The organism is Pseudomonas sp. MT3, from assembly GCF_054720805.1.
The window spans coordinates 245346-261823 of sequence record NZ_JBTVPY010000003.1; the positions used below are offsets into that span (position 1 = coordinate 245346).

At 66.5% G+C, this 16478-nt stretch carries 15 protein-coding genes; 6 read left to right on the forward strand and 9 right to left on the reverse strand.

Annotated elements, in window-relative coordinates; genetic code table 11:
- Positions 1-26: 26 nt before the first annotated feature.
- From ACYCAX_RS04655 to ACYCAX_RS04665, 3 genes are all read right to left on the reverse strand, one after another.
- Positions 27-767, reverse strand: a complete 741-nt coding sequence (locus tag ACYCAX_RS04655) for a nitroreductase family protein (RefSeq protein ID WP_294977119.1) — start codon at positions 765-767, stop codon at positions 27-29.
- A gap of 114 nt (positions 768-881) precedes the next feature.
- Positions 882-1367 carry a glutathione peroxidase gene (locus ACYCAX_RS04660; protein WP_015478723.1) on the reverse strand — a complete coding sequence of 162 codons (486 nt, stop codon included), beginning with the start codon at positions 1365-1367 and terminating at the stop codon, positions 882-884.
- 215 nt (positions 1368-1582) lie between these two features.
- Positions 1583-2068 carry an FKBP-type peptidyl-prolyl cis-trans isomerase gene (locus ACYCAX_RS04665; protein ID WP_015478724.1) on the reverse strand — a complete coding sequence of 162 codons (486 nt, stop codon included), beginning with the start codon at positions 2066-2068 and terminating at the stop codon, positions 1583-1585.
- On the opposite strand from ACYCAX_RS04665, the gene ACYCAX_RS04670 reads away from it, so the two are divergent.
- The 4 genes from ACYCAX_RS04670 to ACYCAX_RS04685 all read left to right on the forward strand — a co-directional run bounded on the left by ACYCAX_RS04670 (position 2037) and on the right by ACYCAX_RS04685 (position 6743).
- Positions 2037-2369: a DUF3565 domain-containing protein gene (locus ACYCAX_RS04670; protein ID WP_294977116.1), complete on the forward strand. Its 333-nt coding sequence runs from the start codon at positions 2037-2039 to the stop codon at positions 2367-2369. The genes ACYCAX_RS04665 and ACYCAX_RS04670 overlap by 32 nt on opposite strands.
- A gap of 2 nt (positions 2370-2371) precedes the next feature.
- Positions 2372-3562 carry an acetate kinase gene (locus ACYCAX_RS04675; RefSeq protein WP_015478726.1) on the forward strand — a complete coding sequence of 397 codons (1191 nt, stop codon included), beginning with the start codon at positions 2372-2374 and terminating at the stop codon, positions 3560-3562.
- Positions 3563-3623: 61 nt separating this feature from the next.
- The gene (gene pta / locus ACYCAX_RS04680; protein ID WP_015478727.1) at positions 3624-5750 is read left to right on the forward strand and encodes a phosphate acetyltransferase; all 2127 of its coding nucleotides are present in this window, start codon (positions 3624-3626) and stop codon (positions 5748-5750) included.
- Positions 5751-5831: 81 nt separating this feature from the next.
- On the forward strand, positions 5832-6743 hold the full coding sequence (locus ACYCAX_RS04685; RefSeq protein ID WP_015478728.1) for an acyltransferase: 912 nt from the start codon (positions 5832-5834) through the stop codon (positions 6741-6743).
- Positions 6744-6893: 150 nt separating this feature from the next.
- On the opposite strand, the gene ACYCAX_RS04690 is transcribed toward ACYCAX_RS04685, so the two are convergent.
- From ACYCAX_RS04690 to ACYCAX_RS04700, 3 genes are all read right to left on the reverse strand, one after another.
- On the reverse strand, positions 6894-7607 hold the full coding sequence (locus ACYCAX_RS04690; RefSeq protein WP_015478729.1) for an OmpA family protein: 714 nt from the start codon (positions 7605-7607) through the stop codon (positions 6894-6896).
- Between the two features lie 85 nt (positions 7608-7692).
- Positions 7693-8334, reverse strand: coding sequence for an MBL fold metallo-hydrolase (locus tag ACYCAX_RS04695; protein WP_015478730.1), 642 nt, complete (start codon positions 8332-8334; stop codon positions 7693-7695).
- A gap of 70 nt (positions 8335-8404) precedes the next feature.
- Entirely contained in the window at positions 8405-9424 is a 1020-nt protein-coding gene (locus ACYCAX_RS04700; protein WP_460247489.1) for an AraC family transcriptional regulator, read from the reverse strand.
- 122 nt (positions 9425-9546) lie between these two features.
- Between ACYCAX_RS04700 and ACYCAX_RS04705 the strand changes: the two genes are divergently transcribed.
- The gene (locus ACYCAX_RS04705; protein ID WP_015478732.1) at positions 9547-10386 is read left to right on the forward strand and encodes a metal-dependent hydrolase; all 840 of its coding nucleotides are present in this window, start codon (positions 9547-9549) and stop codon (positions 10384-10386) included.
- A 441-nt stretch (positions 10387-10827) separates the two neighbouring features.
- Here the strand turns inward: ACYCAX_RS04705 and ACYCAX_RS04710 are convergent, their stop codons facing one another.
- Positions 10828-11766, reverse strand: coding sequence for an alpha/beta fold hydrolase (locus ACYCAX_RS04710; protein ID WP_294977106.1), 939 nt, complete (start codon positions 11764-11766; stop codon positions 10828-10830).
- Positions 11767-11838: 72 nt separating this feature from the next.
- Entirely contained in the window at positions 11839-12483 is a 645-nt protein-coding gene (locus ACYCAX_RS04715; protein ID WP_015478734.1) for a TetR/AcrR family transcriptional regulator, read from the reverse strand.
- 97 nt (positions 12484-12580) lie between these two features.
- On the opposite strand from ACYCAX_RS04715, the gene ACYCAX_RS04720 reads away from it, so the two are divergent.
- Positions 12581-13453 carry a hypothetical protein gene (locus ACYCAX_RS04720; RefSeq protein WP_460247490.1) on the forward strand — a complete coding sequence of 291 codons (873 nt, stop codon included), beginning with the start codon at positions 12581-12583 and terminating at the stop codon, positions 13451-13453.
- 224 nt (positions 13454-13677) lie between these two features.
- On the opposite strand, the gene ACYCAX_RS04725 is transcribed toward ACYCAX_RS04720, so the two are convergent.
- Positions 13678-16404, reverse strand: a complete 2727-nt coding sequence (locus ACYCAX_RS04725; RefSeq protein WP_460247491.1) for a LuxR C-terminal-related transcriptional regulator — start codon at positions 16402-16404, stop codon at positions 13678-13680.
- Positions 16405-16478 lie beyond the last annotated feature (74 nt).

The window sequence follows — 16478 nt, forward strand, 5'->3', positions numbered from 1 at the left end:
TTAGCGGAGGTTCCGCCTCGTCGCGATCAGTGCCAGCTGACGCGCTGTTCCAGCGGGAAGCGCAGGCGCGAGTTGTAGACACCGTTGTCGGCGGCGCGGCCCACCGCCAGCAGCATGATCGGCACCGCGCGGCGGGGCATCGGCAGCACCTTGCGCAGCCGCACGTCGTCGAAGCCCTCCATCGGGCAGGTCGCATAGCCGTGGCTCTGCAGGGCGAGCATCAGGTTCTGCGCCGCCAGCGCGGTGGATTTCACCGCCCACAGGCGCATCTCGGCGTGGCTGTTGGGCTGGCGCATCAGCGCACGGCGCAGGCCGAGCACCGAGAACAGCACGCGCTTGAACAGCCCGCGCCAGCCAAGCACACCCTGGTTGTACTGGAAGGGTGCGGTACGTCGATAGAACTCCCGCACTTTCTCCGGCACCTGCGGCTCCGGCCATTGCTCGAGGATCGCGGCGCAGGACTCACGCCAGGTATCCGGCCGCGCCAGCACGGCGATCAGCACCGGCGCCGTGCGCGCCGCATTCTGCCCCAGGCAGACCGGCACCAGTTTCCGGCGCAGCGCCGGATCGCGGATCACCTGGAAGCTCCACGGCTGCAGGTTGCAGGCATTGGGCGCGAGCACCGCCTGTTCCAGGCAGTCGCGCAGCACGGCATCCGGCACGGGTTCGTCAAGGAAGCGTCGCACCGCGCGGCGCTGTTCGATCAACACGCGCAGCGCATCGGGCGTGGCAGGCAGGCAGGACGACTCGGCGGCAAAACGGCTCATGACTGGCTCCTCGGGCAGGTCGCCCCAATTAAGCCGTCACGCACTGCACGGAACAAGTCGAGAGGGAGAAATGCCGGCGGGATTGGCGCAAGCGCCCTCTCCCGCCGCAGCGAGTCAGGCGCCCAGCGCCTTCTCGATGGCCTGAACCAGTGCAGGATCATCCGGCGCGGTGCGCGGACTGAAGCGCACCAGCACGCGGCCGTCCGGGCCGAGCAGGAATTTTTCGAAATTCCAGGTGATGTCGCCGGGGAACTCGGCGCCCTCGCCGGCCAGCAGCCGGTACAGCGGATGGCGTTCCGAACCGTTGACGTCCAGCTTGGAAGACATCGGGAAACTGACCCCGTAGTTCAGCGAACAGAACGACTGGATCTCGGCTTCGCTACCCGGCTCCTGCCCGGCGAACTGGTTGCACGGCAGGCCGAGGACCACGAAACCCTGGTCCTTGTATTGCTGGTAGAGCTTCTCCAGACCGGCGTACTGCGGGGTCAGGCCGCACTTCGAGGCGACGTTGACCACTAGCACGACCTTGCCCTTGAGCGGGGACAGCGGCAGATCCTGGCCGTCGAGACCTTCCAGCGTCAGATCGTGAAAAGCGCTCATTGCTTGCTCCTTGAAGAAGTAGGCACAACGTGCCCGCGCAGGGGCGGACAGCGCGTCCGTCGCTCTGCACAATCCCAGTCGATACGGGAAAAATGCCCTGGCATTCTTTGCTGTTGAAGCGGACTGCATGAGAAAGGCGCCCTAAGGCGCCTTTCACGATTGAGCGTAGCAGCTCAATGATGGCTCCACCGGTCGTACCCGACCGGCGAATGCGATCAGTGGTGGTGACCACCTTCGCCGTGGATGTGGCCGTGGGCGACTTCTTCGGCGGAAGCGTCGCGCACGTTGACCACCTTCACCTTGAAGTTCAGGCGCTGGCCGGCCAGCGGGTGGTTGCCGTCGACGATCACGTCATCGCCCTCGATGTCGCGGATGGTAACGATCTGCATGCCGCCGTCCGGAGCGGAAGCGTGGAACTGCATGCCGACTTCCAGCTCGTCCACGCCTTCGAACATTTCACGGGTCAGGGTGGCGACCAGCTCGGCGCTGTACTCGCCGTAGGCGTCGGCCGGCTCGACGGTCACGTCCAGCTCGTCACCGACCTGCTTGCCTTCCAGGGCCTTTTCCAGGCCGCCGATGATGTTGTGGGCACCGTGCAGGTAGACCAGCGGAGCGCCGCCAGCGGAGCTGTCGATGACCTCACCTGCGTCGTTGGTCAGGGTATAGTCGATGGAAACCGCCTTGTTGGCCGCGATCTGCATGGTTCGAAACCTATCTGATATAGAAGTTGAGCGCGTAAGTTTACGCGGCGACGTCCCCGAATGCGACCCGAAGACGGACGGACGGGATGACGCGGCCCCGCCGCGCCTGCTTGACTTTCATCAGGACGAAGACGGCCACTGGGTGGCAGTCTTGTCCTGCGGCCACACCCAGCACCTGCGCCACCAGCCACCGTGGCAATCCAGGCCCTGGGTGCTGGACGCGCAACAGCGCAAGGCGCAGATCGGCCGCTGGTTCCCCTGTGGCTGGTGCGCCAAGGAATCCGACAGCAACAAGGAGTAGGCATGCCGGCACGCAATATCCTGGTGATCAACTGCGGCAGTTCGTCGATCAAGTTCGCTCTGGTTCGAGAGGGGCGCGATGATTTCATTCTCCACGGCCTGGCCGAGCGCCTCGGCGCCAACGGCGCCAGCCTGCGCTGGCAGGGCGAGACGGACGAGCAGCCGCAGACCCTGGAGCTGCCCGGCGCCGACCACAAGGCCGCCCTCGCCCGCCTGCTGCCGCTGGTGAACGAAGCCGCCCAGGGCGAGCTGCACGCCATCGGCCACCGCGTGGTGCACGGCGGCGAACGCTTCACCCAGGCCTCGCGCCTGACCGACGAAGTGCTCAGCGCGATCCGCGAAACCTCGCCCCTGGCCCCGCTGCATAATCCGGCGAACCTGGTGGGCATCGACGCCGCCCTGGCGCTCTACCCGGACCTGCCGCACATCGCCGTGTTCGACACCGCCTTCCACCAGAGCCTGCCCGAGCGCGCCTACCGCTACGCCATCCCCGAGCCGCTGTACCGCGAGCAGCATGTGCGCCGCTACGGTTTCCACGGCACCAGCCATCGCTATGTCAGCCACAAGGCGGCCGAGATGAGCGGGCTGGCAGTGGGCGACAGCTACTGGCTGTCCGCGCACCTGGGCAACGGCAGCTCCACCTGCGCCATCGCCAACGGCCAGAGCCGCGACACCAGCATGGGCCTGACCCCGCTGGAAGGGCTGATGATGGGCACCCGCTCCGGCGACGTCGACCCGAACCTGCACAGCCACCTGGCGCGCACCCTGGGCTGGAGCCTGGAGAAGATCGACCACATGCTCAACCATGACAGCGGCCTGCTCGGCCTGTCGGGACTGTCCAACGACATGCGCACCCTGGAGCATGCCCGCGAGCAGGGCCACGCCAATGCGGCGCTGGCCATCGAAGTATTCTGTTACCGATTGGCCAAGTCCCTGGCCTCGCTGACCTGTGCGCTGCCGCGGCTGGACGGCATCATCTTCACCGGCGGCATCGGCGAGAACTCGGCGCTGGTGCGCAACCTGACGGTCAAGCACCTGCATGTGCTCAACCTGGAGCTCGACGGCGAAGCCAACGCCCGCTGCGTGCGCGGCGTCGGCGGGCCGATCCACCTGCCGGGCCATCCCCGCGTGCTGGTGATCCCCACCAACGAGGAAAAGCAGATCGCACTCGACACCCTGGCCGTACTCGACTGAAGATTCACCGGTTGTGCCCCACAAGGGCAACTCCCACTCCCGCACGGCTTAAGGAGCCCGGATGCACACCTTCTTCCTCGCGCCGACCGGTTTCGGCGTCGGCCTGACTTCCACCAGCCTGGGCCTGATCCGCGCCCTGCAACGCGCCGGCCTGAAAGTCGGCTTCTTCAAGCCCATTGCCCAGCCCCATGCCGGCGACGACGGCCCGGAGCGCTCCAGCGAACTGGTCGCGCGCACCCACGGCCTCAATGCCCCTACCCCGCTGTCCCTGGCCAAGGTCGAGCGCATGCTCGGCGACGGCCTGCTCGACGAACTGCTGGAAGAGATCGTCGGGATGTACAACAAAGCGGCGCTAGACAAGGACGTGATGATCGTCGAGGGCATGGTGCCGACCAAGCACGCCAGCTATGCCGCGCGTATCAACAGCCATATGGCGCGCAGCGTGGATGCCGAGGTGATCCTGGTCTCTGCGCCGGACAACGAGACGGTGAGCGAGCTGTCCGACCGCATCGAGATCCTCGCCCAACTGTTCGGCGGCCCGCGCGACCCGCACCTGGCCGGCCTGATCGTGAACAAGGTGCGCGGCGGCGAGAGCGACGACATGCCGCGTGCCGCCGAGGAAGCCGCGCGGCTGTTCGGCGAGCGCCTGAAGGAACACTCCCCGCTGCTGCGCGATGGCGACGTGCGCCTGCTCGGCTGCATCCCGTGGCAGGACGAAATGAACGCCCCGCGCACCCGCGACGTGGCCGACCTGCTGGACGCCAGCGTGCTCAACGCCGGCGACTACGAACAGCGTCGCGTACAGAAGATCATCCTCTGCGCGCCCTCGGCGCCGAACACCGTGCACCTGCTCAAGCCCGGCGTGCTGGTGGTGGTGCCGGGCGACCGCGACGACATCATCCTCGCCGCCTGCCTCGCCGCCATGAACGGCGTGCCGCTGGCCGGCCTGCTGCTCTGTTCCGGCCTGACACCGGATGCGCGGATCATGGAGCTGTGCCGCAGCGCCCTGCACAGCGGCCTGCCGGTGCTGACGGTGAGGACCGGCTCCTTCGACACCGCCGGCGACCTCACCCGGATGAACAAGGAAATCCCGGTGGACGACCGCGAGCGCGCCGAGCGCGTCACCGAGTTCGTCGCCGAGCACATCGACTTCGAATGGCTCAAGGACCGCTGCGGTGCGCCCCACGAGCTGCGCCTGTCGCCGCCGGTGTTCCGCTACCAGTTGACCCAGCGCGCCAACCGCGCGGGCAAGCGCATCGTCCTGCCCGAGGGCAGCGAGCCGCGCACCGTGCAGGCGGCCTCGATCTGCCATGCGCGCGGAATCGCCCGCTGCGTGCTGCTGGCCAAGCCCGACGACGTGCAGGCCGTGGCGCAGATGCTCGGCATCGTGCTGCCCGAGGACCTGGAGATCGTCGACCCGGACCTGGTGCGCAGCCGCTACGTCGAGCCGATGGTCGAACTGCGCAAGGGCAAGAGCCTGAACGCGCCGATGGCCGAGCAGCAGTTGGAAGACAACGTGGTGCTGGGCACCGTCATGCTCGCCCTGAACGAAGTGGACGGCCTGGTTTCCGGCGCCATCCACACCACCGCCAACACCATCCGCCCGGCCCTGCAACTGATCAAGACCGCGCCCGGCTACAATCTGGTGTCCTCGATCTTCTTCATGCTGCTGCCCGACCAGGTGGTGGTCTATGGCGACTGCGCGGTGAATCCCGACCCTTCGGCCAGTGACCTGGCGGAGATCGCCCTGCAAAGTGCCGATTCCGCGCAAGCCTTCGGCATCACCCCGCGGGTGGCGATGATCAGCTACTCCACCGGCGACTCCGGAACCGGCGCAGATGTCGAGAAAGTCCGCGAAGCAACACGCATCGCGCGGGAAAAACGCCCCGATCTGTTGATTGATGGCCCCTTGCAGTATGATGCCGCCGCCATCGCCAGCGTCGGTCGCCAGAAGGCGCCCGACAGCCCGGTGGCCGGGCGCGCCAACGTGTTCGTGTTCCCCGACCTGAACACCGGGAACACCACCTACAAGGCCGTCCAGCGCAGTGCTGACTGCGTCAGCATCGGACCGATGCTGCAGGGTTTGCGCAAACCGGTGAACGACCTGTCGCGCGGCGCACTGGTGGACGACATCGTCTACACCATCGCCCTGACGGCGATCCAGGCGGACAACGGCAAGGACGGCTGATAAACCCGGCACGAGGGATGTGCCCACGAACGCATCACGCGCCCGGCCGACCGGGCGCCTACGTACAAGGACCATTCCTCGATGTTGAGTTTCCTCCCGCACACCCTGCGCGGCATCCTCGCCACCCTGATCCTGGTGGTGAGCACGCTGTGCTGGTGCATTCCGCTGCTCTCCATGTCGATCATCAAGCTGCTGCTGCCCTTCAACGCGGCCCAGATGCTGCTCGGCAAAGTCATGAGCCTGATCGCCGAAGGCTGGATCGCCTGCAACAAGGGCTGGATGAATCTGGTCCGCGACACCGGCTGGAACGTGCAGGGCCTGCAGGGCCTGGAGTACGACCACTCGTACCTGGTGACCAGCAACCACCAGAGTTGGGTGGACATCCTCGTCCTGCAGTACCAACTCAACCGTCGCGTGCCGCTGCTGCGCTTCTTCCTCAAGCAGGAACTGATCTGGGTCCCGGTGATCGGTCTGTGCTGGTGGGCGCTCGACTTCCCCTTCATGAAGCGCTACACCAAGGCCTACCTCGCCAAACACCCGGAAAAGAAAGGCAAGGACCTGGAAACCACCCGCAAGGCGTGCGCCAAGTTCAGCCGCATCCCGGTGGCGATCTTCAACTTCCTCGAAGGCACCCGCTTCACCCAGGCCAAGCATGACGAGCAGAATTCCCAGTTCCGGCACCTGCTCAAGCCCAAGGCCGGCGGCATCGCCTTCGTCCTCGACGCCATGGGCGAGCAGCTGCGCACCCTGGTTAACGTCACCATCCACTACCCCGACGGCCGCCCGACCTTCTGGTGCCTGCTGTCGGGCAAGCTGCGCTCGGTGGTGGTGCGTTTCGAAGAGATGGAAATCCCCCGTCAGTTCGTCGGCAAGAGCTACGACCAGGACGAGGGCTACCGCGCCGAGTTCCAGCTGTGGGTGAACCAGCTGTGGGAGCGCAAGGACCAGTTGCTGGCCCAGCTGCACCACGAGTTCCCCGCCGCCAAGGCCTGACCTTCCCTTGTAGGAGCGAGCTTGCTCGCGAACCTGAGCCGCTTTGCCATGCGGTTCGCGAGCAAGCTCGCTACAGATTCGGTCCCACGCCCAGCGAGGTCCCGGAAACAAAAAAACCCGCCAATCGGCGGGTTTTTTCATGGGCGGCGCTTACTGCTGGTACTGCTGGGTCTGCGCGCCCGGCAGGGCCTTCAGGTTCACTTCCACACGGCGGTTCTGCGCACGGCCATTGGCGTCGGCGTTGGACGCGATCGGCTGGTCCGGGCCCATGCCACGGGTGCTCACGCGGGAAGCGTCGACGCCCTGGGAGGTCAGGTAGCTCGCGACCGACTGCGCACGGCGCTGGGACAGGTCCATGTTGTGCTGGCGGCTGCCGGTGCTGTCGGTGTAGCCGACGATCTCGATGCTGTTCTGGTTGAACTCCTTGAAGGAGTTGGCCAGGTTGTTCAGCGGGCTGTAGAAGGACGGCGCGATGTTCGCCGAGTCGGTGGCGAAGGTGATGTTGCCCGGCATGATCAGCTTGATGTCATCGCCTTGGCGCTCGACCTGCACGCCGGTGCCCTGCATCTGCTGGCGCAGCTTGGCTTCCTGCTTGTCGGCGTAGTAGCCGTAGCCGGCGGCGGCGGCACCGATGGCGGCGGCGCCGATCATCGCGCCCTTGCCACGGTTGTCGTGGTTGATCGCGGCACCGGCGACGGCGCCGGCCAGTGCGCCCAGCGCACCGTACTTGGCGGTCTTGCTCATGCCACCCTCGGCCGGCGGGGCCTGGGTGTTGGGGTCATAGGGGTTCTGAGAGGCGCAACCGGCCATGAGGGCGAAGGCGGTGGCAGCCGCAACCATGGACAGACTACGAGCGGTGAACATGTCGGATGACTCCTTGAAATAGCGAAACACCCATTAGCGGGCGGCTGGTTAGAGCGTAGATCGTGCAAATAATTCCGCAGCAACCTTAAGCGCGGATGAAGGGGTTTTCCCGCATCTCGTCGCCCAGGTTGGTGTCCGGACCGTGGCCGGTGACTACGGTCGCCTCTTCGTCCAGCGAGTACAGGCGATCGCGGATCGAGCGCTCGATCGTGGCGTAGTCGCCGCCCCACAGGTCGGTGCGGCCGATGCTGCGGCGGAACAGGGTATCGCCGGCGATCAGCAGCTTGTCCTGCGGGAACCAGAAGCTCATGGAGCCCGGCGTATGCCCCGGCGTGTGCAATGCCACGCCGCAGCCGCAGGCCAGCGCCTCGTCGTCGGCCAGCCACTGGTCCGGCGAAGGCACCGGCGTGTAGGGGACGCCGAACATGCGGCACTGCATCTCCAGGTTATCCCAGAGGAACTGGTCGTCCTTGTGCAGGTGCAGGGTCGCGCCGGTCTTCTCCTTCATCTGCCCGGAGGCGAGGAAGTGATCCAGGTGCGCATGGGTGTGGATGATGCTGACCACCTTCAGCCCCAGCGCGTCGAGGCGCTGCAGGATCAGTTCGTGGTCGCCGCCCGGATCGACGACGATGGCCTTCTTCGTCAGCGGGTCGCCGATGATGGTGCAGTTGCACTGCAAAGGCCCAACGGGGAAGGTTTCGCGGATCAGCGCGGGTTGCTCACTCATCACGGGGTCACTCGATGGCTTGGGCGGACCGGCATTTTCGCCGATTCCACCCGACCTGGCGAGCCGGGCATCACCCGTCGCGGCGGTAGTCGGTGGGCAGCTTGCCGGTCCACTTGCGGAAGGCGCGGCGGAAGTTCGACGGGTCGTTGAAACCCAGCAACAGCGCGATTTCGTAGAGCGGCAGGTGGGTGGTGGTGAGGTACTGCAAGGCCAGGCGCTTGCGTACGTCATCGAGCACTTCCTGATAGGTCGTCCCCAGGTTCGAAAGATGTCGACGCAGGCTACGCCCGCTGGTGTGCAACTCGCCGGCCACGGTTTCCAGGTCGGGAAACTCGCCGGGGCGCGCCAGCAACAAGCGGCGGATGCGGGTCAACAGACCTTCCTGCACGTCCAGCGTGGCCAGCAGCGCCTCGCATTGCTGTTCGCACATCTGCACGGTGGCCGGGTTGGCCAGCGCCATCGGGCGCGCCAGGTATTCGCTGGGCAGGCCGATGAAGTGGAACGGCTGGTCGAACGACACCTCGCAGCCGAACACCTCGGCGTAGCGCCCGGCATAGGCCGGCGCGGCATGGCCGAAGCCGACACTGACGCCCTGCAGCGGTTCGCCGACGAGGAAGCGGGCGATGGTGTACAGGCTGGTCATCAGGCCTTCGGCGGCGAAGCGGCCCATCGGCCCGAGCGGGATCGACTCGCTGGCCCGCAGGACGGAGACACCCTCGTCTTCCACCATTTCCAGGTCGTACGCCAGGCCGAGCACGCGGTAGTACTTCAGGGCGAAGCCGATGGCGCGTTCGAGGTTGGCGCTGGAGAGCACCGCGTAGCCGAGGATGCCGTGGGTGGAGACGTTCAGCCGCTGCCCCAGGAGCAGGCCGAAGGCCGGTTCGCCGCAGTGCGTCAGCGCGGTGCCGGCGAGCAGGTTGAAGTCGATGAAGGACAGGCGGCCGTTGGGGCTTTGCAACACCTCGGAGCGCACTCGAGCCAGTTCGAACAGGCGCGCGCGGGGCACGCCCAGTTCCTCGGCAAGGTCGAGCAGCGCCTGCGCATAGGCGACGGGCACCAGTTCGGCGGTGAAATTGAGCGGTTGTTTCATCGTTTTTCTTGTGTTGACCGCTGGCCGGATATGACCGGAAAGTTGGCAGACAATAACCTTGTGAGGCTTTTCCCACAAGGCCACAGTACTGACTCATGGACAACCACAACAACGGAGTCGTCATGGCCAGCACCACCCCCGCGGGATTGGAAATCAAGCCCCGACACATGGACTTTGATCTGCCCGATCCGCTGCCGCGCCATTGGCATGGCGGCGACGCCTTCAAGTCCCATCTGTTCGACGCGATGTCGGTGCTGTTCCCCGACGGCGAACGCTTCTTCATCGACTCGGTGAGGCACTTCCGCGAGAACATCACCGACCCGGTGCTCAAGGAGCAGATCCGTGGCTTCATCGGCCAGGAAGGTCACCACAGCCGCGAGCACCTGGTGTACAGCCAGCGCCTGCGCGACCTCGGCTACGACATCACGCGCATCGAGAAGCGCGCCCAGGCGCGCATCCGCTACACCCAGAAGAAATTCCCCGCCAAGCGCCAGTTGGCCGCCACGGCCGCGCTGGAGCACATCACCGCGATCATGGCCAACGGGCTGCTCACCGACCCGCGCACCATGCAGGGCGCCGACCCGGTGATGCAGCGCCTGTGGCGTTGGCACGCGCTGGAAGAGACCGAGCACAAGGCGGTGGCCTTCGACGTCTACAACCAGGTCTGCGGCAGCCGCAAGCTGCTGCGCCGGGCGATGCTGATGGCGAGCTTCTTCTTCGTTCTCGACACCTTCCGAGGCCTCACCCACATGCTGCGCCAGGATGGCCTGCTGTGGAACTGGCGGGTCTGGCGCGACGGACTGAAGTGGAGCTGGGGCAAGCACGGCGTATTCCGCCCGCTGGTGCGCGAGTACCTGGACTTTTTCAAGAGCGACTTCCACCCCTGGCAGCACAACAACCTCGACCTGCTGCACGAGGTACGCCGGGAGTACGACCCACAGCCGCTGGCGCATGCCGGCTGATCCTTTGGCTGCTGTACGCGCCGCCCCGCCTTGTCGGGGCGGCATCGTTCCGGGTGCTCACAGCGGGCGCGGGCCATGCCCGCGATTCGCAGACAAGGTCCGCTCCCACGAGAGCGGCACGGTGCTGGGCGTGGGGCGGAGAACGTTCGACGATATCCGCCATTTGGCCTTGATCCAAGGGCGCTCCAGGCCCAGCTCTGGCGGCAATGACGACGTAGGGTGTATCGACACGCGGCTGTGGCGCGCCAACGTTTCTACGTCTTGCGACGGAGTTACCCTGTAGGAGCGAGCTTGCTCGCGAAGCTCTTTTGCCTCACCGATACCCAGCCGGCACTGTCAGGGGCGGAGCGGTTCGCGAGCAAGCCCGCTCCTGCGAAAGGCAGTTGGGCGGCACGAAAAAGCCCGGCGCGTGGCCGAGCTTTTTCATCGGTCGCTCAGCATTCAGGCATGCAAAAAGCGCAATGCATCCGCCGCCGACTCCTGGGGAATCTCCTCCATCGGGATATGCCCCACGCCCGGATAGACCTTCACTTCGATCCCCGGTACGTCGCGCTGCCACATCGGTACGTGGCGCGGCGAAATCCAGCGGTCGCGCTCGCCCCACATCAGCATCGTCGGCACCTTGATTGCCGCCACCCGGTTCGCGGTTCCGGTCAGTTCCTCGCGGTTGGCCTTCACCAGCACGCGGAAGATATCGATCATCGCCCGGCGGTTGCCCGGACGGCGGCTGATGTCGTAGTAGCGATCGATCACGCCGGGCTTGATCTTGCGCGGATCGCCATAGACTTCCTTGATACCCTGGGCCACCAGCGCGCGCGGCATCCACATCGGCATCAGAAGGCCGGCACCGGGCAGCACGGCGCTGGCGATCATCAGCGGCACCTTCTGCATGTAGTAGCCGGCGGGGTCGATCAGGATCAGCCGCTCCACCCGGTGCGACTGCGCCAGCGCGTAGTTCCAGGCGATGTAGCCGCCCAGGGAATTACCGGCGATGGAGACGTGCTTGAGGTCCAGGCGGTCGAGGAACATGCCGAATACCTTCACCAGGCGCTCGCCGCTGTATTCGCGATCGCGGCCGCCGCCTGTAAGGCCGAAACCCGGCACGTCGAGGCGGATGATGCGGAAGTGCTCGGAGAGCTCGGCGACCCAGCCGTCCCAGGTGTGCAGCGACGCCATCACGCCGTGGATCATCACCAGCACCGGCTTGTCGCGGCAGCCTTCATCACGGTAATGGATGTCGAAGCCGTCGACGTTGATGAAGCGCGAACCGCTTTCCGGCGCGGCGTAGCGTTCCTTCAGCGCCTCCAGCGGCAGGGCGCCGAAACCGTAGCGGGCCAGGCCCTCGGCCAGTGGCGGTTGCAGAGACAGGGTGGCGGACATGGACGAGTGACTCCCGTGCTTGTTGTTCTCGAGCCCCGATCACACCACAGCCCGGCCGTCGCCGCGCCCAACCTAGGTAGTGCGCGAACAGAGTGTCGTCACCAGCAGGTCGCCGATGACTTGCTTGACCTCGCCCAGCGGCATGTCGCCGCCCTTGCCCAGCAGCTCCAGCGACGTCGCCTCCAGCGCCCAGATCAGCGCCTGGTAGGTCAGCGCCGCGTGCCGCACGCCTTCGCCCTGGAAACGCTCCTCCAGCAACGCCCGCAGTTCCCGGTGCGCTTCGGCGCGATGGGCCGCAAGCGGCGAGTCGGTGCGTAACGCTTCCTCGTGCATCAGGCGGATGATCGGCCCCACCGCCAGGTGATAGTCGAAGAAACGCTCGACCATCGCGCGCAGCCAGGCGTCGGTGCTGCCGGCGTCGGTGCGCATCTCGCGAAAGCGCATCAGCAGCAGTTGCACCGCCGTGCGATAGATGCCTTCGAGCACGTCGAGCTTGCTCTGGAAGTACTTGTAGAAGGTGCGCCGCGACACCTTGGCGGCATCCAGCAGGTCGTTCACCGTAGTGTCGGCCAGCCCCTTGGCGACGAACACCGGAATGCTCGCCAACTGGATATTGGCCCGTTGCAGATGCCCCACCAGCGGCCCCTCGCTCTGCCGCGCCACCGCGCCGAAGCCGCCCAGGTCCTCGAAGACCGCACTGACCGCTGCCGATTCCATCGCCCCTCCCCACTGCACCCAACCAAGGCGCGGGATGACGCCGCCCCCCGGCCTCGCTAACCTAGGCCGACCGCTCCCGCGCAAGGAAAGCCCGTTCGTGCCGAACCTACCACGCCGTCTGCTCTGGCCGCTGGCCATCCTTTTGTTGGTTCTCTGCCGCCCCGCCTCCAGCGCCGATCTGTACTACCTCGGGCAAAAGATCCCGGACATCCAGCGCCCCTGGACCAGCGCCGACTACCAGGTGCTGATCGAGGCGCTGAAAAAGATCGACGAAACCCAGGCCAACGGCCTGCCTCGGCGCAGCGGCGAGTTCACCGCTCCGATCTACCAGCGCATGGTCAGCGAGGAGAATTTCCGCCCGCAACTGAACATCTACGCGCCGCTGGAGCTGCGGCAGAACGAGGCGCGCGAGGTGCTGTTCAAGCTCAAGGAACTGATGCGCCTGTACTTCAACTTCCGCGCCGCCAAGCAACCGTATGGCGCCGAGGCGCTGGGCCTGATGAGCTACTCGCTGCGTGAACAGGCGATCCTGTTCAACCTGACGGTGGAGTTCTGGATGACCCTGGCACAGAACGAACAGCGCAACCCGGTGCGCCTGCAAGGCATGCAAGAGGCCAAGGCCGCCGCGTCGATGCTCACCAGCAGCGCGCTGGACTACCTGGGCCTCACCGCCCAGTTCGACCGTCAGGACCTGGTGCTCTACAGCGCCGAACTGGCCAAGCAGATGCCGGAGCTGTTCGTCCACCTGCCGGCAGAAGTACGCGCGCAGTTGCTGATGCGCGTGGACGAACTGGCGCAGAAGCACGCCTATGCGGAAGTACGCGAGAACATGCGCGACCTGCTGCCGGTGCTGCAGGCGATCCAGGATGACGTACAGCGTCAGCTGGCCGCCCCGGCCAAAGGGCAGCCTGTGCCCAAGGGGCTGGACCTGAGCGCGCCACCGGAGGCGGAGAAGAAGAAGGGGATGTAAGCGGGGATGAGCTCCACTCCGCACCCTGGCATCGGCGGCCCTCCCCCTAGCCCTCTCCCAGAGGGAGAGGGGACTGATCGGCACAGGAGAAACCATAGTTTCAGCCGGCACATACGGCACCCTCTCCTCCCGGGAGACGACCGCATGGATGCAGGAGGTAGAGCGACGCAGGATGCCAAAGCCGAGGGCTGGAGTGAGGGGAAGCCCAGGCAGAGGAGTCGCCCCTAGCGCAACAACCCCATCTCCTTCGCCCGCGCCACCGCCTGGGTGCGGCGCTCCACGCCGAGCTTGTCGTTGATGTGGCGGGCGTGGCTCTTGACCGTGTGCAGGGAGATGAACAGTCGCTCGCTGATCTCCTGGTTGGAGCACCCCTGGGCAATCAGTTCCAGCACCGCCAGTTCGCGTCCGCTCAGGCAATCGGCCACCTGCCCACCGCGCTCCGGCGGTACCGGCAGCCGCTCGCGCAGTGCCTCCCCCTCGGCCGTCGAGGGACGGGCGGCCAGTTGCTCGCGCAACCAGTCCGGATGCTGCTGCAGCGTCTCGTGCAGCGGAATCACCAGCCCGGTCACCAAGCCGTCCAGGCACTCCTGCAGCAGCGTCTCCGCCTCGCGCTCGCGCCCTTCCTGCAGCAGCAGCACGATCAGTTGTCCTTGCGCCAGCCGCGCCTGCAACTGGGCGCCGACCGCCAGCGCTCCGCCAGCCACTGCGCGCAGCCGCGACTCGGCGGCCTCGCTCCGGCCTTCGCGGCACTCCAGTTGGGCCTGGAGCATCTCCACGTTGCGTGGCAACTGCGGCGCGCACTCCGGCGGCATGGCCGACTCCGAACCGGTATAGGTGTCGCGCAGGCGCTCCAGCCAGGCGGCCGCCAATTCAGTCTGTCCCTGGCCGAGCCAGAGCTCGCACTTGACCAGGGTGATGGCCGACAGGTAGTAGACCGGCGGCACGTCCCACACGTGCATCATCCGCTCGACTTCGCTCAGGTGGCCGAACGCGCGGGTGTAGTTGCCCAGCCGCCCTTCCAGGCTGGCCAGCACGCAGAAGCCGATGACCAGGCTGATGTCCCGGCAGGCGCGGGCCTCTTCGATCCCGGCCTTGAGGCACTTGCGCGCCTCGTCCGGGCGCAAGGCCAGGCTGCACAGATAGCCCTGGTAGAGCATCAGCCGCCCGCGCGCCGCGTAGCGACGCTGCGCCGACAAGCCGGACAACCGCGCCAGTCCCTGGCGCACTTCCTCTTCGGCGCGCAGCACTTCGCCGCGCGCCTGCAAGACCCGGGCGCGGTCGTAATGCACCATCGCCTCGAACAGCGGATTGCCGAAACGCTGCGCCAGCTCCAGCGCCTCGCGGTTCAGGCCACGGGCGCGCCACAGGTCGTCGCGGACGACGGCCAGGTTGCTCAGCGTGGACAGGCACAGCAGGCGCGGGCCGAAGCGCTCCGAACCGAGCCCCTGCAAGGCTTCCACGCAGTGTCGCTCGGCGGTTTCGATGTCGCCACGGCCACGGGCGACCACCCCGGTCAGCGCCTGCCACTGGGCCACCAGATCATGCTGGGTCGCCGCATCGGCCGCCGGCAGGAAGCGCGACAACTGCAGCGCCAGTTCCTCGGCCGCATCCAGCTGGCAGGCCAGCGCCAGCGCCCAGCTGTACAGTACGATCAGGCGCGGCGTGCTGGCCAGCAGGCTGTCGGGCAGGTCCATCTTCCAGCGCAGCAGCGTGGCGACGTTCTGCTCGGCCAGCAGTTGTTCCTCGGACAGGCTCTGCACCAGGTTCGCCGCCACTTCCGGGTGGCCGGCGCGCAGGGCCTGCTCCACGGCGTCGTCGAACAGCCCCTGGCTGCTGAACCAACGGCACGCGCGCAGGTGCAGCGCCGCCGCCGAAGGGCCGGAGCCGGGCAGCGACCGCGCCAAGAGCAGGTCGGAGAACAGGTGGTGGTAGCGGAACCACCGGCCCTGCTCGTCCAGCGGCACCAGGAACACCTGGTGCTGCTGCAAGTGCCGCAGGATCGCCGCGCTGTCGTAGGCCTCGCGCACGGCATCGCAGAGTTCGGCGCAGAAGCGCTCGAAGCGCGCGGTCTGGTACAGGAAGACCTGTACCTCCGGCGACTGCTTGTCGATCACTTCTTCCAGCAGGTAATCGCGGATCAATTCCTCGGCGCCATGCACCGACAGGTCCGGCACTTTCGCCGCCAGTTCGTCGCCGTGGGCCAGCAGCCACAGGCGCAGCCCGGCGATCCAGCCTTCGCTGCGCTCGACCAGGTTGTCCAGGGCGTTGTCGTCCAGTTGCGCGCCGTTGGCGGAGACCAGCCGCGCGGTTTCCTCGGCGGTCAGGCGCAGGTCCTGTTCGGTGAGCTCCAGCAGATGCCGCGACAGGCGCAAGCGCGCCAGGTGCCAGTCGGGACGCTGGCGGCTGGTAACCAGCAGTACCAGGCCGGGCGGCTGGTGATTGAGGAGGAATTGCAGGCAACGGTCGAGTACCGCGCCCTGGGCCAGGTGGTAGTCGTCGAGCACCAGCAGCAGCGGCCGCTCGGCGGACAGGCTGTCCAGCAGTTCATCGAGCAGGTCATCGAGCCAGGCTTCGAAGGCGAACGGCTGGTGCCGCTGACGCATCTTCAGGATGCCCAGGGCCTCTTCGCCCAGCATGGGAAAGTGCAGGCGCAAGCCTTCGAGCAGGCGCTCGAGGAAACGCCCCGGATCACTGTCCCTGGCACTGAGCCCCAGCCACAGACTGCGCCATTGGCTTTCCAGCGTCTGGCAGAACTCGATGGCCAGTGAGCTCTTGCCGAACCCCGCCGGCGCGGACACCAGGATCAGCCGTCCCTCGAGCCCCGCCGCCATGCGTTCGCACAATCGCGAGCGCGAGACGTAGCCATGCGGCAGCGGCGGCCGGAAGAAGCGGCTGCCCCCCGTGCTGGTGGGAACCTCGGTCAGTCGTGGCAGAGTCGAGAAGTCGGTCATCACCTGGCTCTTGCTCTAGCTCTTGTCTCTATGTGGACGGAGCCTAGCCGCTCATGAGCGGTATTTGAAGCCGA

Bases quoted from the DNA above. Each gene is read 5' to 3' on its own strand.
- ACYCAX_RS04655 (WP_294977119.1), bottom strand. From the start codon at position 767: ATGAGCCGTTTTGCCGCCGAGTCGTCCTGCCTGCCTGCCACGCCCGAT.
- ACYCAX_RS04660 (WP_015478723.1), bottom strand. From the start codon at position 1,367: ATGAGCGCTTTTCACGATCTGACGCTGGAAGGTCTCGACGGCCAGGAT.
- ACYCAX_RS04670 (WP_294977116.1), top strand. From the start codon at position 2,037: ATGGAAACCGCCTTGTTGGCCGCGATCTGCATGGTTCGAAACCTATCT.
- ACYCAX_RS04665 (WP_015478724.1), bottom strand. From the start codon at position 2,068: ATGCAGATCGCGGCCAACAAGGCGGTTTCCATCGACTATACCCTGACC.
- ACYCAX_RS04675 (WP_015478726.1), top strand. From the start codon at position 2,372: ATGCCGGCACGCAATATCCTGGTGATCAACTGCGGCAGTTCGTCGATC.
- pta (WP_015478727.1), top strand. From the start codon at position 3,624: ATGCACACCTTCTTCCTCGCGCCGACCGGTTTCGGCGTCGGCCTGACT.
- ACYCAX_RS04685 (WP_015478728.1), top strand. From the start codon at position 5,832: ATGTTGAGTTTCCTCCCGCACACCCTGCGCGGCATCCTCGCCACCCTG.
- ACYCAX_RS04690 (WP_015478729.1), bottom strand. From the start codon at position 7,607: ATGTTCACCGCTCGTAGTCTGTCCATGGTTGCGGCTGCCACCGCCTTC.
- ACYCAX_RS04695 (WP_015478730.1), bottom strand. From the start codon at position 8,334: ATGAGTGAGCAACCCGCGCTGATCCGCGAAACCTTCCCCGTTGGGCCT.
- ACYCAX_RS04700 (WP_460247489.1), bottom strand. From the start codon at position 9,424: ATGAAACAACCGCTCAATTTCACCGCCGAACTGGTGCCCGTCGCCTAT.
- ACYCAX_RS04705 (WP_015478732.1), top strand. From the start codon at position 9,547: ATGGCCAGCACCACCCCCGCGGGATTGGAAATCAAGCCCCGACACATG.
- ACYCAX_RS04710 (WP_294977106.1), bottom strand. From the start codon at position 11,766: ATGTCCGCCACCCTGTCTCTGCAACCGCCACTGGCCGAGGGCCTGGCC.
- ACYCAX_RS04715 (WP_015478734.1), bottom strand. From the start codon at position 12,483: ATGGAATCGGCAGCGGTCAGTGCGGTCTTCGAGGACCTGGGCGGCTTC.
- ACYCAX_RS04725 (WP_460247491.1), bottom strand. From the start codon at position 16,404: ATGACCGACTTCTCGACTCTGCCACGACTGACCGAGGTTCCCACCAGC.